The 19,782-nt window shown below is 66.5% G+C and carries 16 protein-coding genes; 12 read left to right on the top strand and 4 right to left on the bottom strand.

The genetic code is table 11. The features are described 5' to 3' along the window. The first annotated feature begins 49 nt into the window (after positions 1 to 49). A complete protein-coding gene (locus NS6_RS25415) occupies positions 50 to 1,855 on the top strand; it encodes a dynamin family protein (protein ID WP_068046446.1) in 1,806 nt (601 codons plus the stop codon). 9 nt (positions 1,856 to 1,864) lie between these two features. Here NS6_RS25415 and NS6_RS25420 read toward each other — a convergent pair whose 3' ends face one another. Continuing rightward, a complete protein-coding gene (locus NS6_RS25420; RefSeq protein WP_084471431.1) occupies positions 1,865 to 3,883 on the bottom strand; it encodes a glycoside hydrolase family 15 protein in 2,019 nt (672 codons plus the stop codon). Positions 3,884 to 3,926: 43 nt separating this feature from the next. Further along, positions 3,927 to 4,589 carry a class I SAM-dependent methyltransferase gene (locus tag NS6_RS25425; RefSeq protein ID WP_068046452.1) on the bottom strand — a complete coding sequence of 221 codons (663 nt, stop codon included), beginning with the start codon at positions 4,587 to 4,589 and terminating at the stop codon, positions 3,927 to 3,929. A 139-nt stretch (positions 4,590 to 4,728) separates the two neighbouring features. Between NS6_RS25425 and NS6_RS25430 the strand changes: the two genes are divergently transcribed. The 10 genes from NS6_RS25430 to NS6_RS34235 all read left to right on the top strand — a co-directional run bounded on the left by NS6_RS25430 (position 4,729) and on the right by NS6_RS34235 (position 15,353). Beyond that, entirely contained in the window at positions 4,729 to 4,938 is a 210-nt protein-coding gene (locus tag NS6_RS25430) for a hypothetical protein (RefSeq protein WP_068046455.1), read from the top strand. Positions 4,939 to 5,077: 139 nt separating this feature from the next. Next, positions 5,078 to 6,112, top strand: coding sequence for a sulfate ABC transporter substrate-binding protein (locus NS6_RS25435; RefSeq protein ID WP_068046458.1), 1,035 nt, complete (start codon positions 5,078 to 5,080; stop codon positions 6,110 to 6,112). 72 nt (positions 6,113 to 6,184) lie between these two features. After that, a complete protein-coding gene (gene cysT, locus NS6_RS25440) occupies positions 6,185 to 7,024 on the top strand; it encodes a sulfate ABC transporter permease subunit CysT (RefSeq protein ID WP_068046972.1) in 840 nt (279 codons plus the stop codon). Next, a complete protein-coding gene (cysW, locus tag NS6_RS25445) occupies positions 7,021 to 7,827 on the top strand; it encodes a sulfate ABC transporter permease subunit CysW (protein WP_068046461.1) in 807 nt (268 codons plus the stop codon). The genes cysT and cysW overlap by 4 nt, the downstream gene beginning before the upstream one ends. Positions 7,828 to 7,849: 22 nt before the next feature. Further along, positions 7,850 to 8,845, top strand: coding sequence for a sulfate/molybdate ABC transporter ATP-binding protein (locus tag NS6_RS25450; protein WP_068046464.1), 996 nt, complete (start codon positions 7,850 to 7,852; stop codon positions 8,843 to 8,845). A 277-nt stretch (positions 8,846 to 9,122) separates the two neighbouring features. Then, positions 9,123 to 10,142 carry an AurF N-oxygenase family protein gene (locus tag NS6_RS25455; protein ID WP_068046467.1) on the top strand — a complete coding sequence of 340 codons (1,020 nt, stop codon included), beginning with the start codon at positions 9,123 to 9,125 and terminating at the stop codon, positions 10,140 to 10,142. Between the two features lie 16 nt (positions 10,143 to 10,158). Then, complete coding sequence (locus tag NS6_RS25460) at positions 10,159 to 11,748, top strand: FAD-dependent oxidoreductase (RefSeq protein WP_068046469.1); 1,590 nt, start codon at positions 10,159 to 10,161, stop codon at positions 11,746 to 11,748. 414 nt (positions 11,749 to 12,162) lie between these two features. Beyond that, positions 12,163 to 14,346 (top strand): Hsp70 family protein, encoded by a 2,184-nt coding sequence (locus NS6_RS25465; RefSeq protein WP_168443464.1) that lies wholly within the window; start codon positions 12,163 to 12,165, stop codon positions 14,344 to 14,346. 21 nt (positions 14,347 to 14,367) lie between these two features. Next, on the top strand, positions 14,368 to 15,300 hold the full coding sequence (locus NS6_RS36035) for an HAD family hydrolase (RefSeq protein WP_157112939.1): 933 nt from the start codon (positions 14,368 to 14,370) through the stop codon (positions 15,298 to 15,300). Next, complete coding sequence (locus NS6_RS34235; protein WP_245669505.1) at positions 15,255 to 15,353, top strand: hypothetical protein; 99 nt, start codon at positions 15,255 to 15,257, stop codon at positions 15,351 to 15,353. Before NS6_RS36035 ends, NS6_RS34235 begins: the two co-directional genes overlap by 46 nt. Before the next feature lie 144 nt (positions 15,354 to 15,497). Here NS6_RS34235 and NS6_RS25475 read toward each other — a convergent pair whose 3' ends face one another. Next, positions 15,498 to 17,066, bottom strand: a complete 1,569-nt coding sequence (locus NS6_RS25475) for an AMP-binding protein (RefSeq protein WP_068046475.1) — start codon at positions 17,064 to 17,066, stop codon at positions 15,498 to 15,500. A 1,077-nt stretch (positions 17,067 to 18,143) separates the two neighbouring features. Here NS6_RS25475 and NS6_RS25485 point away from each other — a divergent pair. Continuing rightward, positions 18,144 to 19,346, top strand: coding sequence for a helix-turn-helix domain-containing protein (locus NS6_RS25485; protein ID WP_068046975.1), 1,203 nt, complete (start codon positions 18,144 to 18,146; stop codon positions 19,344 to 19,346). A gap of 1 nt (position 19,347) precedes the next feature. On the opposite strand, the gene NS6_RS25490 is transcribed toward NS6_RS25485, so the two are convergent. Beyond that, entirely contained in the window at positions 19,348 to 19,656 is a 309-nt protein-coding gene (locus NS6_RS25490; RefSeq protein WP_068046480.1) for a putative quinol monooxygenase, read from the bottom strand. Between the last annotated feature and the right edge of the window lie 126 nt (positions 19,657 to 19,782).

Here is a 19,782-nt window from a genome sequence, read left to right on the forward strand (position 1 = left end):
CCGATCGTGGCCGCAAGACGTGTTGTGACCGAGAGCGAAGGAGCAGGGCTTGTCTGCCGTAGCCGGACCGCAGGCCGCCACGGTGAAGAATCCGGATGTGATGGCGCCGCTCATCCAGATCATCGACGAGTTGCGGGATGTTTCCCGCACCGCCAGCCGTAATGATCTCCGGGGTCGGCTCGGCATGGTCCGCGCCCGGGTGGCCGATACGCGGGTGCGGCTCGTAGTGGTCGGTCCGTCGAAGAGCGGGATGAGCACCCTGGTGAACGCGCTGGCCGGAGCACCGGTCAGCGCCACCGACAGTCCGATCAGTGTCCCGGCGATCGTGGAGTACGGTGCCGAGGCCACGGCTACCCTGGTCCGGCGGGAGGGCGGCGGCCGGGTCCGGCGACAGCCCGTGGATCCGTTGAATCCGGCCCCGGCGCTGATGGCGAAAGGCGTGATCCGCGCCGATTTCACCCACCCGAGCGCGCTGCTGGCCGAGGGAATCGTGCTGATGGATGCGCCGGGTGCCGCGGTACAGGACAGCACCACCTGGTCGATGATCGCCGCCGCCGACGCGGTGCTGTATGTGAGTGATGCCGATACCGCCTACAACCGGGATCAGATCGCGCATCTGCGGCGGATCGGGCAGATCTGCCCCACGGTGATCTGTGTGCTCAACAAGATCGACCGCAATCCACATTGGGCGCAGGTACAGGAGCTCAATCGGGAACTGCTCGACGAGGCCGGGCTGGGCTTCGCGGTGGCGCCGGTTTCGGCGCAACTGCACCATCAGGCGCAGCGGGCCGGTAATCAGCAGCGGGCGATCGAATCCGGGGTACCGCAGCTGGTCGAGCATCTGCGCGAATATGTGGTGGCCCATGCCGATGCCATGGCCGTGAAATCCGCGGTCCGCGATATCCAGCTCGTGGGTGACCATCTCGGTGTGGTGCTGCGCACCGAGGCCGACGCACTACGCGATCCGCGGCGGCGCGCCCATGTGACCCAGCAGCTGGCCACCGCGCGCGATCAGGCCGACCAATTGCGGCAGCGCACCGCGACCTGGCAGGTCACGCTGGCCGACGGCAGTACCGAACTGATGGCCGATATCGAGCACGATCTGCGGCACCGGCTGCGAGCCCTGGCACGCGACGCCGAAACGGAGATCTCGGCGACGGATCCGGCACCACGCTGGAACCGATTCGGCACCGAGTTGGAAACCCGGATCGCCGACGCGATCGCCGAGAATTTCGAAACGGCAAACGACCGAGCCGAGGAGCTCGGTGAGCAAGTGGCGGCCCGTTTCCCGGCCGACCATCGCCGCCCCGACCTGCCCGATATCCGTCCGCAATACGCGCCCGATCTGCTGGAGGGCGTCGCACCGCTGGAACCTCTGCAGAGCGCGAAGGCAAGCGTCCTCGATCAGTTCCTGTCCGCGTTGCGCGGCTCCTACGGTGGCATCCTGATGGTCGGTGTGGCCACCAGCCTGCTCGGGATGTCACTGGTGAACTGGTATTCCGCAGCGGCGGGCATTCTGCTCGGTCTGCACGCCCTGTGGGAAGACCGGCGGGCGCGTCGTATGCGACGGCAAGCGGAGGGCAAGGTGGCGTTGTCGCGGCTGATGGACGATGTGGTCTTCCAGGTCGGTAAAGAGTCGCGAACCCGCTTACGTGAGGTGCAGCGCGTGCTCCGGGACCATTTCACCGATATCGCCACCGATGCGCTGCGCGCGGCGGAGGAGGCGTTGCGGGTGGCCGAGGAGGCCGGTGCGCAGTACGGCGATCGGGGCGCGGAACGCCTCGCCCGGCTGGACACCGATATGGGTAAGCTGCGTGATCTCCGGCAGCAGGCAGACAGTATCGCCGCCGCCTGACGGTGATTGTCAGCGCAATCTGCCGGGATCGCGGGGGCGGCTGCGCCACGGGGTGCCGCCGACCTTGTCGTGCGCGGGCCGGAACGTCCCGGCCGGTTCCGCGCCTTCGGCCCGGATCAGGTGGGTGACGGCGTTGATCAGTGCGAGGTGGGTGAAGGCCTGCGGGAAATTCCCGAGCTGGCGGCCGGTATGGGGGTCGATCTCCTCGGCGTAGAGCTTGAGCGGGCCGGCATGGGCGAGTAGTCGTTCGCACAGGACTCGGGCGCGGTCGATCTCCCCGATTTCCACGAGCGCCGAAACCAGCCAGAACGAACAGATGGTGAAGGTGCCTTCGGCGCCGGACATCCCGTCGTCGGTGGATTCGGTGCGGTAGCGCAGGACCAGCCCGTTCTCGGTGAGCTCGTCGGCGATACCCAGAACGGTGGCGCGTACTCGCGGGTCATCGGTGGGGAGGAACCGGGTCAGCACCACGAGCAGTAGCGAGGCGTCCAGCGTGGAACCGCCGTAGACCTGGGTGAACCGGCCGCGTTCGTCTACTCCGTGGGCCAGGACATCGGCTCGGATCTCCGCCGCGATCTCATGCCATTTGCGGGCGATCGCCGCCTGGCCGTGCAGTTCGGCCAGGCGTGCGCCGCGGTCCAGCGCGACCCAGCACATCACCTTCGAGGAGGTGAAATGCTGTGGTTCGCCGCGCACTTCCCATAGGCTGCGGTCGGGTTTCCGCCAGTGCGCGATGGCCGCGTCCACCTGGCGTTTCAGCATGGGCCACAGCGTTTCCGGAACGTGTTTGCGCGATTTCACGTGCAGGTACACCGCATCCAGCATGGTGCCCCAGATATCGTGCTGCTCCTGGTCGAATGCGCTGTTGCCGATGCGTACGGGCCGGGCGTGACCGTAGCCGGTGAGATGGTCGAGGGTGGATTCGGGCAGATGTCGTTCGCCGCCGATCCCGTACAGAACCTGCAGTGGTACCGGGTCGCCGTCGGGTCCGGTGGTGGCGTCGTGCAGGAATGCGAAGAAGTCGTCGGCTTCGCGGTCCAGGCCGAGAGTGTAGAGACCCCAGAGGGCGAAACTGGAATCGCGCACCCAGGAGTAGCGGTAATCCCAGTTACGTTCCCCACCAGGTGTTTCCGGTAGTGAGGTGGTGCCCGCCGCCATCAGTGCGCCGGTCGGAGCGTAGGTGAGGCCCTTCAAGGTGAGGGCGCTACGCTGTAGGTAGCGCCGCCATGGATGGTCGGGGAAATCGCCGAGGGTTATCCATTGCCGCCAGCATTCGATCGTGGTCCACATATTGTCGGCAGCCTCGTCGAACGTGCGCGGGGCGGGCAGGTCGGACCAGGTCAATGCGACGTATGCACAATCGCCTTCGGTCATTCGGGTGCGTGCGCGGGCTTCCCGGCCCTCCAAGCCCAGACGCAGATCGGTGGTGAGCACCAGGTTCGGGCCGGCGGTTGTATCGGCGGTGCAGACCGCGGTCGCCTCCTCGTACACCTTGCCGGTGTATTCCCAGCAGGCCGTGGCCCGGTGGTAGTCGAAGGACGGTTCGCAGTTCAGTTCGAGCTCGACCGTGCCGCTCACGCATTTGACCGTGCGCAGCAGCATATGGGCGGCATCCCAATCGGTCGGGGTGCGCCGGTGGGTGCGGCTGCGCTGCTCGGTGCTGTGCCACGGGCCCAGGACCAGCGCATCGCGCACGATCAGCCAGCCGGTTGCGGTCTGCCAGGTGGTCTCCAGGATCAGTCCGCCGGGTAGGTAGCGGCGGGCAGCGGGTACCGAATGCCCGTACGGCCCCAGGCGGAAGTGGCCCGCGCTGCGATCGAGCAGTGCGCCGAACACGCTCGGCGAATCCGGACGGGGTAGGCACATCCACTCCACGGCGCCGTTGCCGGCGATCAGGCAGGTGGTTTCGCAGTCGGAAAGGAATGCGTAGTCGTCGATGGCCGGGAAGCTGTCTGCACGGCCCATCGCGGCCGGGCGGGAGGCGCCCGGCCGTCCGCTCGCCGGTGGTGCGTGCTCGGGACTCGACATACAACCCATGATGTGTTGCCGAGCCCCGCGACGCCACCATCGGTTATTCGGTGCGCCGGATCCGGGCGAGCCAGGCCACGACCTCGACCTTGCCCGCGGCGTCGACCGTCAGGTCACCGAGTTGGCCGGCATTGGATTCGGTGACGCGCCCGTAGTAGTGGTCGGGTCGCAGGTCCTCGAGCTCCCAGCCCGGCCCGGCGAAGGAGTCGCGGATGAGGTCTGCCCCGATACGGGGCCCGAAACCCGATTCGGTATCGGAGAGCGCGAGGATATGCACGTATCCGCCGGGTTCGCACAGCCGATGCAGCGCGCGGACGTATGCCGCGCGGGCTCGGTCGTCGTCCATGAACACGTGGAACAGGGCGCTGTCGACGATCGTGTCGAAGGTACCGAGCGGGTTGCCGGGCGAATCCGCGAGCGCGACCATATCCACCACCTCGAACCGGGCTGCGGGCACACCTTTGGCCGTGGCATTGCGCCGCGCATAGGCGACGGCGCTGGGGGAGAGGTCGACACCGAGAATGTCGTAGCCCGCGGCGGTGAGCGCGATGGTGTGTTCACCGGCGCCGGTCCCCGGGTCGAGTGTCCGGCCGCGGATCCGGCCGGAGCGTTCCAGGGCGATGATCGCGGGTTGCGGTTCGCCGATGATCCACGGCGCGGTGTCGTTGTCGTAGGCGGAGTTCCATACCTCGGGGGCCTGTGTCATGACTTCAGCCTGCAACCTCGAGCGCGCTCGAGGTCAAGACACAGAGTAGGCCGGCCCGGCCGCCGGCGAGGCATCGGTACATGGGGCATGTCATGCCAGGTGGGCAGGCGCCGGAACCCGGTGTTCTACGCTGGTCGCCGTGGAGCGTATTGCCGACTGGTGGGACGGGTTCGAATTGTGGGTGGCGGGGTTGCCGTTCATCCCGCAGTTCCTCGTGGTGCTGGTGGGCATGGTGCCGATCAGTTTCGGGATCGCCTATCTCATCGACCGGGCCGTCCGCCTGGCCGCCAGGGCACTGGGGCGCGACGAAACCGACGGAGCCCCCGAGACCGGAAGCGAGGTGGGCTGATGCCGCGCTCGCGAGTACAGCTCGCACTGGCCGCGCTGCTGGTGCTGGTGATCATCGCCTGGTTGTTCACGCTGTGATCGGTCCCGGTGGCCGCGGGCCCGTACGCGCTCGGCGCGGATGCGGCGCGCAAAGGTCCAACATGCCGCGTACCGGCCGCCCGGCGGGGCGCCGCCGGATGTTCACCGCGCTCGTGGCGGTGCCCGTATTGCTGAGCGCATGTGCGGGTGGTTCCAGCGACGAGGTCGGTGGTCGTGGCGCCGACGGCAGTGGCGGCACGGTCGATCTCTATGCCTACGCCATCCCCAAACCCGGCTACGACGAGGTCGTGCCGGCGTTCAACGAGACCGAGGCAGGCGAAGGGGTCGAGGTGCGCCAGTCCTACGGCGCCTCCGCCGACCAATCCCGCAAGATCGCCCGCGGCGCCCCCGCCGATATCGTGAGCTTCTCCCTCGAACCCGATATCACCCGGCTGGTCGACGCCGGGCTGGTGGACCCGGACTGGAACGCCGACGCCACCCGCGGCGTCCCGTTCGGTTCGGTGGTCACTCTGGTGGTACGGGCCGGTAATCCGAAGAACATCCGCGGCTGGGACGATCTGCTGCGACCGGACGTCGAGGTGGTTACCCCGAACCCGTTCAGCTCCGGCTCCGCGAAATGGAACCTGCTCGCACCGTATGCCGCGGCCAGCGACGGAGGCCGCGATCAGCAGGCCGGGATAGATTTCCTGGATCGGATGCTCACCCGCGTGCGGGTCCAGCCGAAATCCGGCCGGGAGGCCACCGAGGCATTCCTACAGGGCACCGGCGATGTGCTGATCAGCTACGAGAACGAGGCGATCTTCGCCGAACGGCACGGTGACCCGGTGGAACACATCGTGCCGGAGACCACGTTCCGGATCGAGAATCCGGTCGCGGTGCTCGAACATGCGCAGCATCCGGAGAAGGCGCTGGCATTCCGGGATTTCCTCTACACCCCGGCCGCCCAGCGGGCGTGGGCCGAGGCCGGCTTCCGGCCCGTCGATCCCGGGGTTGCCGCCGAGTACGCCGAGCAGTTCCCGGAACCGGTCACGCTGTACACCATTGCCGACCTCGGCGGGTGGGAAATGGTGGAGGCCGATCTGTTCGCTCCCGACTCCGGTGCGATCGCCGTCGCCTACGACAACGCGACCGAGTAGCCGGGTGACCCGGACCACACGCGATACTCGATACTCGTGACCGAACACAGCCCCGACACCGCACCCGCCGCGGTGCGCGCCGAACCCACCCGCCGCCCGCTGGGCTCCTGGCTGCGGTTCACCGGGTCGGTGGGTCCGCTCGGTATCGCCACAGCCATGCTGTGGCTGAGCGTTATCGTGCTGCTACCGCTGGCCGCGCTGACCTTCAGTGCCTTCGACGACGGCTGGTCGGGGTTCTGGGGCGCGATCACCGACCCGCTGGCGCTGGCTTCGCTGCGGGTGACAGTGCTGGTGTCCATCGTGGTGGCGTTGCTCAACGTCGTCATGGGCACACTGATCGCCTGGGTGCTGGTGCGCGACGACTTCCCCGGCAAGGGCCTGGTCAACGCTTTGATCGATCTGCCGTTCGCGCTGCCGACCATTGTCGCCAGTATCGTGCTGCTCGCGCTGTACGGGCCCAAGAGTCCGATCGATATCCATCTCAACGCCACCCAGCCGGGGCTGGTGGTCGCTCTGGCCTTCGTCACGCTGCCGTTCGTGGTGCGATCGGTGCAGCCGGTGCTGATCGAGGCCGATCGTGAGGTCGAGCAGGCGGCGCTGTCGCTGGGTGCGGACAACTGGACCACATTCCGGCGGATTGTGCTGCCCACCCTGGCGCCCGCGATCATCAGCGGCGGCGGGCTGGCCTTCGCCCGGGCGATCGGCGAATTCGGGTCGGTGGTGCTGATCGGCGGCAATATCCCGCGCGAAACACAGGTGGCCTCGCAGTACATCCAGCAGCAGATCGAAATCGACCGGCCGGTGAACGCGGCGGCGGTATCGGTGGCGCTGCTGGTGATCGCGTTCGTGGCCCTGCTGGTGCTGCGGGTTTTTGCCGAACGGACGGCCCGGAAGGAGCGCGAGGCCCGATGAAACTGTCCACGCCCAGCCGGGTGAGCTTGCGGGTGCTGGCGCTCGGCTACCTCTTCGTGCTGCTGGTCCTGCCGCTGGGGATCATCCTGTATCGGGCGTTCGAGCACGGTATCGGCGCCTTCATCGACCAGATCAGCACGCCGGCGGCTATCTCCGCCTTCAACCTGTCCATGGTGATCCTGGTCATCGTGGTACCGGTGAACGTGATCCTCGGGGTGGTGATCGCGCTGGCCCTGGTGCGCGGGAACTTCCCGGGCCGGCGGTTACTGCAGGGTCTGGTGGATCTGCCGTTCGCGGTCTCGCCGGTGGTGGTGGGTGTCGCGCTGATCATGCTGTGGGGTGTGGGCGGCTGGTTCGGGGTGATCACCGAATGGGGTTTCCAGGTGATCTTCGCGCTGCCCGGGATGGTGCTGGCGACGATCTTCGTGACCATGCCGTTCGTGGTGCGCGAGGTGGAACCGGTACTGCACGAGATCGGTGACGATCAGGAACAGGCGGCCGCGACCCTGGGCGCCTCCCGCTGGCAGACCTTCTGGCGGATCACCGTCCCCGCCATCCGCTGGGGTCTCACCTACGGTGTGGTGCTCACCGTCGCCCGCGCGCTCGGCGAATTCGGTGCGGTGATCATGGTGTCGTCCGGTTTCCCCGGTGTCTCGCAGACACTCACCCTGCTGGTGCACGAACGCTATATCAACGATCACAACGATTTCGGCGCTTACAGCGCCGCAGTCCTGCTGATGGGTCTCGCGCTCATCACCCTGCTGTTGATGACGCTCCTGGAACGTAAGCGGGACGTGTCATGACCGTGCATGCCGGAGGCCGCCCATGATCACTGTGACCGATGCGCGCAAGAACTATGGTTCTTTCGCCGCTCTGGACGATGTCAGCCTGGAGATCCCCTCCGGTGAGCTGACCGCGCTGCTAGGCCCTTCCGGTTCCGGGAAATCGACCCTGTTGCGGTCGATCGCCGGGCTGGAGAATCTCGATTCGGGCGTGGTGACCATCAGCGGTCGCGACGTGACCCGGGTGCCGCCGCAGAAACGCGATATCGGGTTCGTCTTCCAGCACTACGCGGCGTTCAAACATATGACGGTCCGTGACAATGTCGCCTTCGGCCTGACCATCCGCAAACGCCCCAAGAACGAAATCGCCCGACGAGTGGACGAACTGCTGGGCATCGTCGGGCTCGACGGTTTCCAGCATCGCTATCCGGCGCAGCTCTCCGGTGGCCAGCGCCAGCGGATGGCGCTGGCTCGCGCACTGGCCGTGGACCCGCAGGTCCTGCTGCTGGACGAACCGTTCGGTGCGCTGGACGCGAAGGTGCGCGCGGATCTGCGCACCTGGTTGCGCCGCCTGCACGACGAAGTGCATGTGACCACCGTGCTGGTGACGCATGACCAGGAGGAAGCCCTCGACGTCGCGGACCGGATCGCGGTGATGAACGCCGGCCGCATCGAACAGGTCGGCAGTCCCGAGGATGTCTACGACCGGCCGGCCAGCGAATTCGTGATGACTTTCCTCGGTGCGGTGGCGCGGTTGAACGGCCACTTGGTGCGGCCGCACGATATCCGGGTCGGCCGGGACCCGAGTATGGCGCTGGCCGCCTACGAGGGCACGGCGGAATCGGCGGGCGTTACCCGCGCGACGATCGAACGGGTGGTGCGGCTCGGGTTCGAGGTCCGGGTGGAAATGCGCAATGCCGCTACCGGGGACCTGTTCGTCGCGCAGGTGACCCGTGGTGATGCCGAGGCGTTGCGGCTGGCCGAGGGGGAGACCGTCTTCGCCCGCGCCACGCGGATTCCGGAACTGCCGGTCGCCTAGGACCCACCCATCCGCTCCGGTTCGAGCCGCGCGTTCTATCCGGCGAATCGGCAAGTACCTGTGACCGGAACTCCCGCAAAGGGGGAGGGGCAACGTCCCGGGCGTCCGGGAGCGGCAGTTCTGCGAGCGTTGAAGGCTTCCCTCGTTCTGTGCGTTGAACTGCGGTGATGCCTTTTGGTTATCGACCGTGGTCCGGTTCCGCCGAATGTCGTGTTGACGTACCCCGCATTAGCTGTAACTATGGGAAACAGTTAAGCCGGAATCATTGACGAGAGGCATGACGATGACGTCTTCAGCCACCACGGTCTCCGACGACCAGCTGGTCGCTCAGGCCCAGGAGTACGCGGAAAAGCTGCTGCTGTTGTCGGAAGGCTCGGTCAACCGGAATTTCGACCCGTTCGAAGATATCGACTGGGACCACCCGGACTTCGATGTCGATGCGCGGCCCGAACGCTGGATCCTGCCCGTATCCGGCGATACCATCGGGCGCCATCCCTGGTACCGGGCGCTGTCCGACCAGCAGAAGATCGCTCTCGGCAAATACCGCCAGGCCAATGTCGCCAAGGTGGGTCTCCAGTTCGAGGCCATCCTGATCAGCGGCATGATGCAGCACGTCTTCGGTCTGCCCAACGGCGATCCGGAGTTCCGCTACTGCTCCCACGAGATGATCGAGGAGCACAACCACACCCTGATGTTCCAGGAGATGGTGAACCGGATCGGTGCCGACGTACCGGGCATGGGCCCGTTGGTCCGTCAGTTCCGGCATATCGTCATCCCGGTCGCGGTGGCCTTCCCGAATCTCTTCTTCATGGCGGTGCTCGGTGGCGAGGAGCCGATCGACCACATCCAGAAGGACATCCTGCGCTCGGGTGAGGAAGTCCATCCGATCATGCGCGGGGTGATGGCGATCCACGTGGCCGAAGAAGCCCGCCACATCTCCTTCGCCCACGAATTCCTCGCCAAGCATGTGCCGGAATCATCGCGGATGAACAAGTTCGTGCTGTCGCTGGCCATGCCGATCGTCATGTGGATCCTGGGCCGCGCCATCGTGACCCCGCCCAAGGCGTTCTTCGACGAGTTCGATATTCCGAGCAGTGTCCGCAAGGAGCTGTTCTACGGCTCGGCCGACGCCAAACAGACTTTCAGTGACTACTTCGGCTATGTGCGCATGCTGGCCGAGGACATCGGCCTGATGAACCCGATCGCCAAGCGTGTGTGGAAGGCCCTCGGCATCGCCGGGCATGCCACCCGGTACCGCTCCGAGCCGCTGCGCGCCGTGCCCGGCAAAGCGGCCTGAAGAACGGTAGGACTTCATGCCCTACGTCGTCACCCAGTCGTGCTGTAGCGACGCCTCCTGCGTCTACGCCTGCCCGGTCAACTGTATTCACCCGACCCCGGACGAACCGGATTTCCGGACCGCGGAGATGCTCTACGTCGACCCGGCCGCCTGTGTGGACTGCGGCGCCTGCGCCTCGGCCTGCCCGGTGGACGCCATCACGTCGTCGAAGAAATTGACCGACGAGCAAAAGCCGTTCATCGAGATCAACGCCGATTTCTACCGGCAGTCGCGACCACGCCCGATACTCGCCCGGCCGGTTCCGGCGCCGCCGATCGATACTGCCGGTCGCGGCCCGCTGCGGGTCGCGGTGGTCGGTTCCGGGCCCTCGGCCATGTACGCCGCGGACGAACTGCTCACCCAGCCGGATGTGCGGGTGACCGTGTTCGACCGGCTGCCGGTTCCCTACGGCTTGGCTCGCTACGGCGTGGCACCGGATCATGAGAAGACTCGTAAGGTCGCCGGACTGTTCGACGTGATGTCGCGGCAGTCCGGATTCGGGTCGTACTTCGATGTCGAGGTCGGCAAACATATTTCGCACGAAGAACTGCTCGCCTACCACCATGCTGTCGTCTACGCGGTCGGTGCCTCCGCCGACCGTAAACTCGGCATCCCCGGGGAAGGTCTGAACGGAAACGTCTCGGCCACCGATTTCGTGGCCTGGTACAACGGGCATCCCGATCACGCCGACGACGATTTCGATCTGTCCCAGCGCCGCGTGGTTGTGGTGGGCAACGGCAATGTGGCGCTCGATGTGGCCCGGGTCCTCACCACCGATCCGGAAGCACTGGCCGGCAGCGATATCTCGCCGGTCGCGCTCGAAGCACTGCGGCGCAGCGAAGTACGCGAGGTCGTGGTGCTCGGCCGGCGTGGTCCGGCCGAATCGGCCTTCACCGTCCCGGAGTTCGTCGGGTTGCTGGGTTGCGATGTGGATATCGCGATCGACGGTGACCTGCCGCCACTCACCGGCGACCTGCCGTATCAGGTGGAACAGAAGCTGAAACTGCTGCACCAGGTGGCCGATCGGCCGTTCGGGCAGCGGCGCCGGATCGTCTTCCGCTACCAGAGCGCGCCGAGCCGGATCCTCGGGCCCGACGCGGTCACCGGTATCGAAGTGGACCGGACCGAGCTGGTTCCCGGCGACGACGGCAGTGCCCGCGCGGTCGTCACGGGCGATATCGATCTCTTGGAGGCCGGGCTGGTGCTCACCTCGGTCGGCTACCGAGGAGTTCCCACACCCGGTCTGCCGTTCGACGAACAACGCGCGATCATCCCCAATCGGGCCGGCCGGGTGCTGACGGGTCCGGAAGGCGATGTATATCCGGGCGCGTATGTGACCGGCTGGATCAAGCGTGGTCCCACCGGGTTCATCGGTACCAACAAATCCTGCGCCCAGGAAACCGTGCAACAGCTTGCCGACGATTTCAACACCGGCCGGCTGGCCGGGCCCGCAGGTAGCGCGGAGGCTTTCGACCGGCTGTTGCGGCAGCGCCGGCCGCAGGTCCGGGCCGCGGGCGCGGTGGCCCGCTCGGCCGCGCCGGTACGCCGCTTGTTCGCTCGCACCTGAAGCGATCCTCCAGGTTCCGCCCGTCCGGTATCGCACCGGGCGGGCGGTCTTCGTTTGCGCGAGGCGAATTCCGCGCGAGTAGCTATTGATCGGTTACCGGTGGGCGGTCGTGCCCGGATGAACGTCCGGGTGTCAGTGGGGGTTACCTGCGGACGCGTCGACAGGTAGTGGTGTGCGCCTAGGTGTTTCTGTTGAATCCCCAGTTCAAAGCCCATTTCATTCGGAATGGATAATTGGGCTATCGGTTTGTTTTCCGGCCGATATTCGGGGAGTTGTTCCGTAACTGCCACTTTCATCGCCGATTATTCGATTTATTCGAGCCATTGCAGCTAACCTGTGGTCGCTGTTTGGAAAACGACCGCGCCCATGGCTTTTTCGCAGGACGTGGTCTCGGTGCGTTTGACGGGATGGCAAATGACTTCTGGCCTGGGTATCAGTATCGGCACGGTGAACGTTGTCTCGGCGCGGGTCGCCGAACACGGCGCCCGGCCGATCGTGCGGACACGGCGGACGGCTGTCGGATTCGACAACCGCGGAACCGCGCGGCTCGGGGGAATCACCCGATTCTCCACGGCGGTAAGCGAATTCGCCGACCTGGGCCGCGACCCCGAATCGGTCTATGTCGACGGCCGGATCTGGGCGCCGGCCACCATCTTCGCCTCGGTGGTGCAGGGACTGGTCACCGCCGAACCCGCGGCCGGAGTGGTCGCCACCCATCCGGCCGGATACAGCGCCAAACAACTCGACCTGCTCCGGCAGAGTCTCGACCTCGCGGGTGTGGGGCATGTCCAACTGGTTCCGGAGCCGGTAGCCGCCGCGCACTGGCTCGATGCCGAACACGGCCCGCTGGATACCGGATTCGCCCTGGTCTACGACTTGGGCGGGAACAGTCTCGATGTCGCGGTGGTACGGACCGGGATGGACTGGCCGGATCACCCCGTCGTCGGAAAGCCGGTGCGTTCCTACGATTTCGGTGGCCGCCCGCTCGGCGCGATGATCGCTCGTTGCGCGGGTGACCGGGCGATCGGCCCGGCCGAACCCGGTACCGGGACAGTGTCGCTGATGTCCTTCGTCGACCCCGAAGGGCTGCGCCGCGAACATATCCGGGATTCGCTCGAAGTAGTGCGCGGCGCGGTGCGCTCGGCCGGTGTCGCACTGTCCGATATCGGCCGCATCCTGGTGGTCGGCGGTGCGGCGCGGCCACCGCAGGTCGCCGAAACCCTCGCCGAACTGGGGGTGCCGGTGATGATCGCCGCCGATTCCGCGCAATGCGTGGCGCTCGGTGCCGCAGCGATGGCCGCGGAGAGCGTTCCGCTGGCTGCCTCGTCCCACGCCAGGCACGCCCCGATCTTCTCGGGTGCCGCAGTGTTTTCCGCGGTCGCCATGTCCGCGGCCACCATCCTGGGCAACGGTGCCGCCGACACCGTGGTACCGGATCCGGACCGGATGCCGCTACAGACCCCGGGCGCGGTGCTGTACGAAATTCACGGTGAAGCGCAGGTGGAACGCTCCGGCGCCGGATGGAGCGTGTCCTACGCGCCACTGAGCGCCGGGCCGCATATCACTCCCGCGGGGGTGTCGCGACCGTACGGGCCCCCCATGCCCGGGACCGCGGCGGCGCCCGCGGACTCGGCGCCGGATCGTGATGGCGACCGTAACGACTCGCACACCTCACCCCGCGACCGGCACGCCGACAACGAATCCCGCTACAGCGATCCGGCGCAGTTCCAGAATCCGATCCCCTTCGAACCCCCCGGCTTCCCGGTACGGCCCGGTCCGGGCCCCGCGGAGCCGGAGATTCCCGGAATCGAACTCCCCGGCGGCACCGATCCGGGCGAACCGCCCGTCGTCGATCCACCCGGCGCACCGCCCGGTGGGGAAACCGATGGGCCGGAGCACGGTTCGGACAACGGCACCGGCGGACTGCCGGGACTCCCCGATACCGGTTACCCGGGAGTGCCGGACATACCGGGTGGGAACTGGTCCGGTGGCGAGGAATCACCGGGAGGCAACTGGTCGGCACCGGGTAGTGACTGGTCGGCACCGGGCGGCGGATGGACGGCGCCGGGCGGTTCGGGCGATACCCCGGCGCCGGAGTCCGGGGACGACGGATCGGGCGCCGGCAACTCGGACGGTTACGGTGCGGGCGACCCTGGCGGCTTCGGTGCGGGCGATCCCGGCGGTTACGGCATGGGTGATTCGGGCGGTTACGGCATGGGTGATTCGGGCGGTTACGGCATGGGTGATTCGGGCGGTTACGGTGCGGGCGACCCTGGCGGTTACGGTTCGGGCGGTTTCGGCGCGGGTGATTCGGGTGGCTTCGGCGGGAACGGTTTCGGTGGCTCGGACAGCGGCCTGGGCGGGCCCTCCTTCGGCGGATCCGATTCATCCGGCGGTTCGAACAGCAATTCCGGCGGTTTCGGCGGCGGTTATTCGAGCAGTAACGGCGGTTCGGATTCCGGCGGCTCCGATTCGTCGAAGGGATCGAAATCCCGGGGCTCCGATTCCGGCGGCGCCAGTTCCTCCGGCCACGCCGGCGGGTCCTCCCGGAGCAACGGCTCAGGCGGGAAGTCCTCGGGCGGTGGCTCCGATAACTGACGTCCGGCTCGGGAACCACAGGTGAGCGGGCCACGACCCATGCAACGACCGACCGGACGCCCGACACCGGCGCTCATCGTGAGTTACCCGGACGACAGCTGGACGGCGCGAACAGTATTCGAGCAGGAAACGGCGGGTGCGGGCGCGGCGGCCCGGCGCGAATCCGAAAAATCCAGTGCCGGGGAACCCGGTCCGCGGGAGAATCGACAGGTGGATGTAGACGGGGGCCCGCCGCGGCTGATCGCATTGGATGTAGACGGCACACTGCTGAAAACCGGTGCGCCGGTGACCGATCGGGTGGCGGCAACGGTTCGTGCGGCAGTGGCGGCCGGAGCGCATGTCGTGGTGAGTACCGGGCGGACCGTGCTGAGCACCCGGCCGGTGCTCGCCGAACTGGGACTTGTACGGGGGCACGCCATCTGCTCGAACGGGGCGGTGCATATCGATATCGAAGCCGCCGAGCCGACCGCGGTACACACCTTCGATCCGCGGCCGACGGTGACGGCGCTGCGGGAACTGTTCCCCGAGATGATCTTCACCGCGGAGCAGGTGGGCTCGGGTTTCTGGGCGACAGGAATGAGTCCGGGGGAATACTACGCCGGCGGAGAATACATGGTGGTCGACCACCACACACTGTGCAGTGTGCCCACACCCCGGCTGAACTGCTGGTGGCCCGAGGGATCGGTCACCGAGATGCGCAGTCTGCTGGAGACCCTGGCCGTTCCGGATATCAGCTGGGTCTACGGTGAGTTCGGCCCGTGGCTCACGGTCTCCCGCCAGGGCGTGTCCAAAGGCTGGGCGCTGGAGCAGGTGCGCCGGGCACTGAACATTCCGCGGGAAGCCACCCTGGGATCGGCGACGGGTTCAACGACCGCGAGATGTTCGCCTGGGCCGGGCATTCCGTCGCCATGGCGAACGCGCCCGTCGAACTGCACGAGGTCGTCGACGAGGTGACCGCCGACGTGAGTGCCGATGGCGTGGCCGCGGTTCTGGAGCGCTGGTTCTGAACAGTATCGCCGGCCGCGGGTGCGGCTGTGGGATCACTGCTCGGGATGCGAGCAGGATTTCTCGAATGGCTCCGTGCGGCAGGGGTTCCCGCGAAGTGGACTGGGGTCCCGAGACACCCTGTGGCCTGGGATTTCCTCGGTAAATCAGTACCGCATCCGCGTCTCGGAGGCCGGTTCCGCCGCATGATCACGGAGGTGCCGCTTGTAGACCTTGCCGGAGTCGTCGCGGGGGAGCTCGTCGACGAGATGGACCGCGGTGGGCACCTTGTAGTCGGCGATCCGGTCACGGAGTGCTGCGCGTATCCCGTGGGGATCGAGTGCGGCGCCGGGACGGGCAAGAATGTACGCGGTGACTGCTTCGCCGAGATCACCGCTATCGGGCAGGCCGAGGACCGCGACGTCTTCCACGCCGTCCAGCGCCATGATCGCGTTCTCGATCTCGGCGGGGTAGACGTTCACACCACCGCGGATGATGATCTCGCTGGAGCGGCCCGCCAGATGCAACCAGCCGTCCTCGTCGACGTGGCCGAGATCGCCCACCCAGATCAGGTCCTCGACCGGGCTTTCGGGAGCGCCCCTGTTGAGATAGGTGAACCGCGGCCAGTAGTCGGCGCCGCGCACGTAGACGCGACCGGTCACACCGGAAGGTAGTGGGTTGCCGTGCTCGTCGGCGATCAGCACGGCCGAACCGTCTACGGGCCGGCCGACCGATCCCGGGTGCTCCAGCCACTCCGAGGCCGAGATCCAGGTGACTGTCCCCGTCTCGGTATTGCCGTAGAACTCCCACAGGGCTTCACCGAACCAGTCGATCGCGGCCCGCTTCACCGCCGGTGGGCACGGGGCGGCGGAATGGATGAGATGGGTCAGGCTCGACACGTCATAGCGTGCCCGGACGTCCGCCGGCAGCGACAGCAGCCGCGACAGCATGGTGGGCACCACCTTGGCCTGCTGGATCCGCTTGCGGTCGATGTGCTGAAGAAACTTCTCGGAGTTCCAGCGGGGCATGATCGTGATATCCGTGCCCATCCGCAGCGCCAGCACGGCGACGGCGTTCGGGCTGGTGTGATACAGCGGCCCCGCCACGAGCATCTGCCCGCCCGGCGCCAGGCCCATCCGCTGCGCGGTGCCCCCGGCGATGGACAGCAGCTGGTGCGGTGTCATCCGCTCCCGGAACACGCCTTTGGGGGCGCCGGTGGTGCCCGAGGTGTAGATGAGGCCCATGGAGTCGGCGATCGCGCCCTCGATGTATCCGAGTGCCTCGGGCTGTGCCTCGACCCACTGCTCGAGCAATGGGTGGCGCCCGGTCGGCTGGACCAGCGCCCGGTCCAGTTCCGCCTCCGCTACCAGCTCTTCGGGCATCGCCACCTCGAGCAGCTGTATATCGACCCCGATCTGCTCGCGGGCAGCTTCGAGGATGGGCACGAACTCGGTGTGCGCGATAGCCAGGCGAGCACCGCTGTCGCCGAGCACATGTGCGACCTCCGCTGCCAGCCAGCGGGTGTTGATCGGAACCGGATTACCGCCGCACCCGGCGATCGCGAGTGAGATCTCCAGGAACTCGATGTCGTTACGCGCCATGATCGCGACCCGGTCACCGCGCTCGACACCGGAGTCGGCGAGCGCGGCAGCGAGGCGACCGGCTCGGCCGTGCGCGTCGGGTTGTGCGCGGATGCGTCCGCCGCAGGTGATTGTGGGAGACGGGGCATCGTTCACATACCGAAGTCTGCCACCAAGATTCCCCCGTACTGCTGCGTTTCGTGAGTCATGGCATCACCGGTCCTTCCGGCCGCCCTGCTGACGACATAGTCGTCGCCGAACGCGGTCCGCTCACCTATCCGGCGGTCCGGGTGCTGAGGGGAAGGCGGAAAGCCCCGGCGATGTGAACCCGGCACGAGTGGGACTGAACCGATGAACCCGGCCATCGGCCGCGATGACCTCCGCAAGTGCAATGACAGGCCGCCAATGCCGATCGTTCACAACCATTGTGGTCAGATGCGGAACCACCAATACCTCGGCGTTGTGCTCGATAATGTGTTGTGTGGCGATCATGGCGGCGAGTTTCGGTGATTCGGTGTCGGTGAATACCGAATAGACGACCTCGAGCGCGTACCGAGTTGCCAGGCCCTGGATTTCGCGGCTTGCGGTGTCGGGTCGGCACAACACGACGGCGCGCCGCAGTGCCGTCATTAGCGTGCCTGCTGCGTGTAGCGGACAGCCAGGTCGTAGCGTGGGCAGCGGTGACCGGTATGCACACCCATCACCTGATGTGCGTGCGCGTACCCATGTATCGGCTCTGGCGACCTGCACCCTGCAGGGTGGTCGAGTGCTCGGAGGCCGGCAGCAATTCGCTCCATCAGTCCACGGTTGCGGTTGTGCCAGATCTGGAGCGTGGTAGCCATGGCCTGGTTCTTCGATACTCGAGTAGGCAGCGGGGGCGTCTCTGTCATCGGAGATCTCTCGTGTGGTGGACGTCGTGGTCGTGGTCAAACCCCCGCATCGGGCCCGAGAGTTCCCGGTGCAGCCCCGTTCCAGGGCTGGTTGGCTTCCCTGAGGGCGGAGGGCTCGGCACCCGCATTCAGGGCGTATCGAAGTCCGCCATGTTGCGGACGGCAGCACCAATAGCGAACCCTCGATACTCAACGGGGGATGTGACTAGTGGTGTCTCAACACATTCCGAGTGCACTGCGCCGGATGGCCGATTCCAACCATTCCGCAGCCGGCTTCATCGAAGTGCGAAAGATTTTCGTACTCTTGGCACTGAGGGTGGGGTCTACTGAAACGGTGACGAGGATGACCGATTACGCGGTAGCTACGCGAGTAGCCCAGGCACGGAAACTGGCTGGGCTGACCCAACGGCAGTTGGCTGCCCGCGCCAACGTCTCGATCGGTTTGGTGCGCGCGGTGGAGCAGAGACGCGCCCCCGCCACGCAGGCGTTCATCGGAGCCGTAGCGAAAACACTTCGGGTCAGCGTGCCCGATATCACCGGGCAGCCATTCGCGCCCGCACCAGGCCAGGACACTGAAGTGCACGCCGCTGTCGCAGGTCTGCGGACCGAACTGGCGGCCTACGATCTCGACAACGCTGCTGTGGCCCAGACACGCCCATTGCCGCAACTCACGGCAGCGGTCCACCGTATCTGCACATACCGCCGCAACGCCTCATTCCATCGCATGAGCGAGGAATTGCTGCCACTGCTGGGTGAGGTACGCGCCGCCGTTCACCGCAGTACCGGTCATGATCGTGACCAGGCGCTGGTGATGTTGTGCGAGTTGTACTACTCATCGCACAGTCTCGCGCACAAACTCGGCTACGCCGACCTTGCCGGGACGGCAGTGGATCGGTTGGCCTGGGCGGCTACGAAATCTGGGCATCCCCTATGGACCGCGACCGCCCAGTTCCAGCGCGCCGCCATGCTCACTTCCGGCGGGGACTGGGCAGCTGCGGCGAGCTTCTTGGAGCGATGTCGATCGAATATGGAACCACGACTGGCCGCGGGGCAGCGGAACGATTTGATCGCCTGGGGTGGGCTGCATCTTCAGTCCGGGCTTGCGGCAGCACGTGGCGGGAATCGGGACACCGCGAACGCTCACCTTTCCGAAGCACGCGAAACAGCAGTTCGCCTTGGGGACGACCTGGATCCAGTGTTGTCGTTCGGCCCCACGAATGTCGGTATATGGTCGGTCGCGCTCTCCGTCGAAGCCATGGATGCGCCCGAAGCACTCGCCCGCGCAAAGACCCTCATCCTTCCGCCGGGCGCGCCGAAAGAGCGCATCGGACACCACCACATGGATGTGGCCCGCGCGTGGCTGTTGTACGGAGATCGGGTACGGGCACTGTCGGCTTTGCAGGATGCAAGGCTGGTCGCGCCGGCGCAAACCCGCTACAACCCTATGGTGCACGAGACGGTTCGGGCACTGGCACGTGCGGAGGCTCGCAAGGTGGACACGTTGACCGGGTTCGCTGTGTGGTGCGGGATCACCGACCGCTTGTGATTCAGCCGGGCAGCCCCTTCGTGGCCGTGGGGGTGAGGAATTCGACTCGGAAGGATTCGACATACTCCGGTCGAGCGTCTAGGAAACGTCGTGTGTGCGGCTGCCGCTCGTGTTCGTCGAATGCTTCCCGGTCGCGATACACCTCGTAGAAGATGCGCGACAGCGGCGCATCTGTCACGGTGTGGATTGCGTAGACCAGGGTGCCGGGTTCGTGTTCGGCGATACCTTCCCCTGTTTTCGCGACGAGTTGATCGAACGCTTCCGCGGCGGCGGTGTCTTTCAACTCGAATCTGACTACGAGAGCGAACACTTAGCCAGTCTGTCACACCTGCTGCCGAGGTGGCTGCTTGACCTGATCGTGCAGCAACCCCGACCCGCGACCACCCGCCGAGAGATACCCACATCCGTGCTCCATCGCGTACCCAGCTGATCAAGC

Source organism: Nocardia speluncae NBRC 108251 (assembly GCF_001613245.1).
Lineage (GTDB): Bacteria > Actinomycetota > Actinomycetes > Mycobacteriales > Mycobacteriaceae > Nocardia > Nocardia speluncae.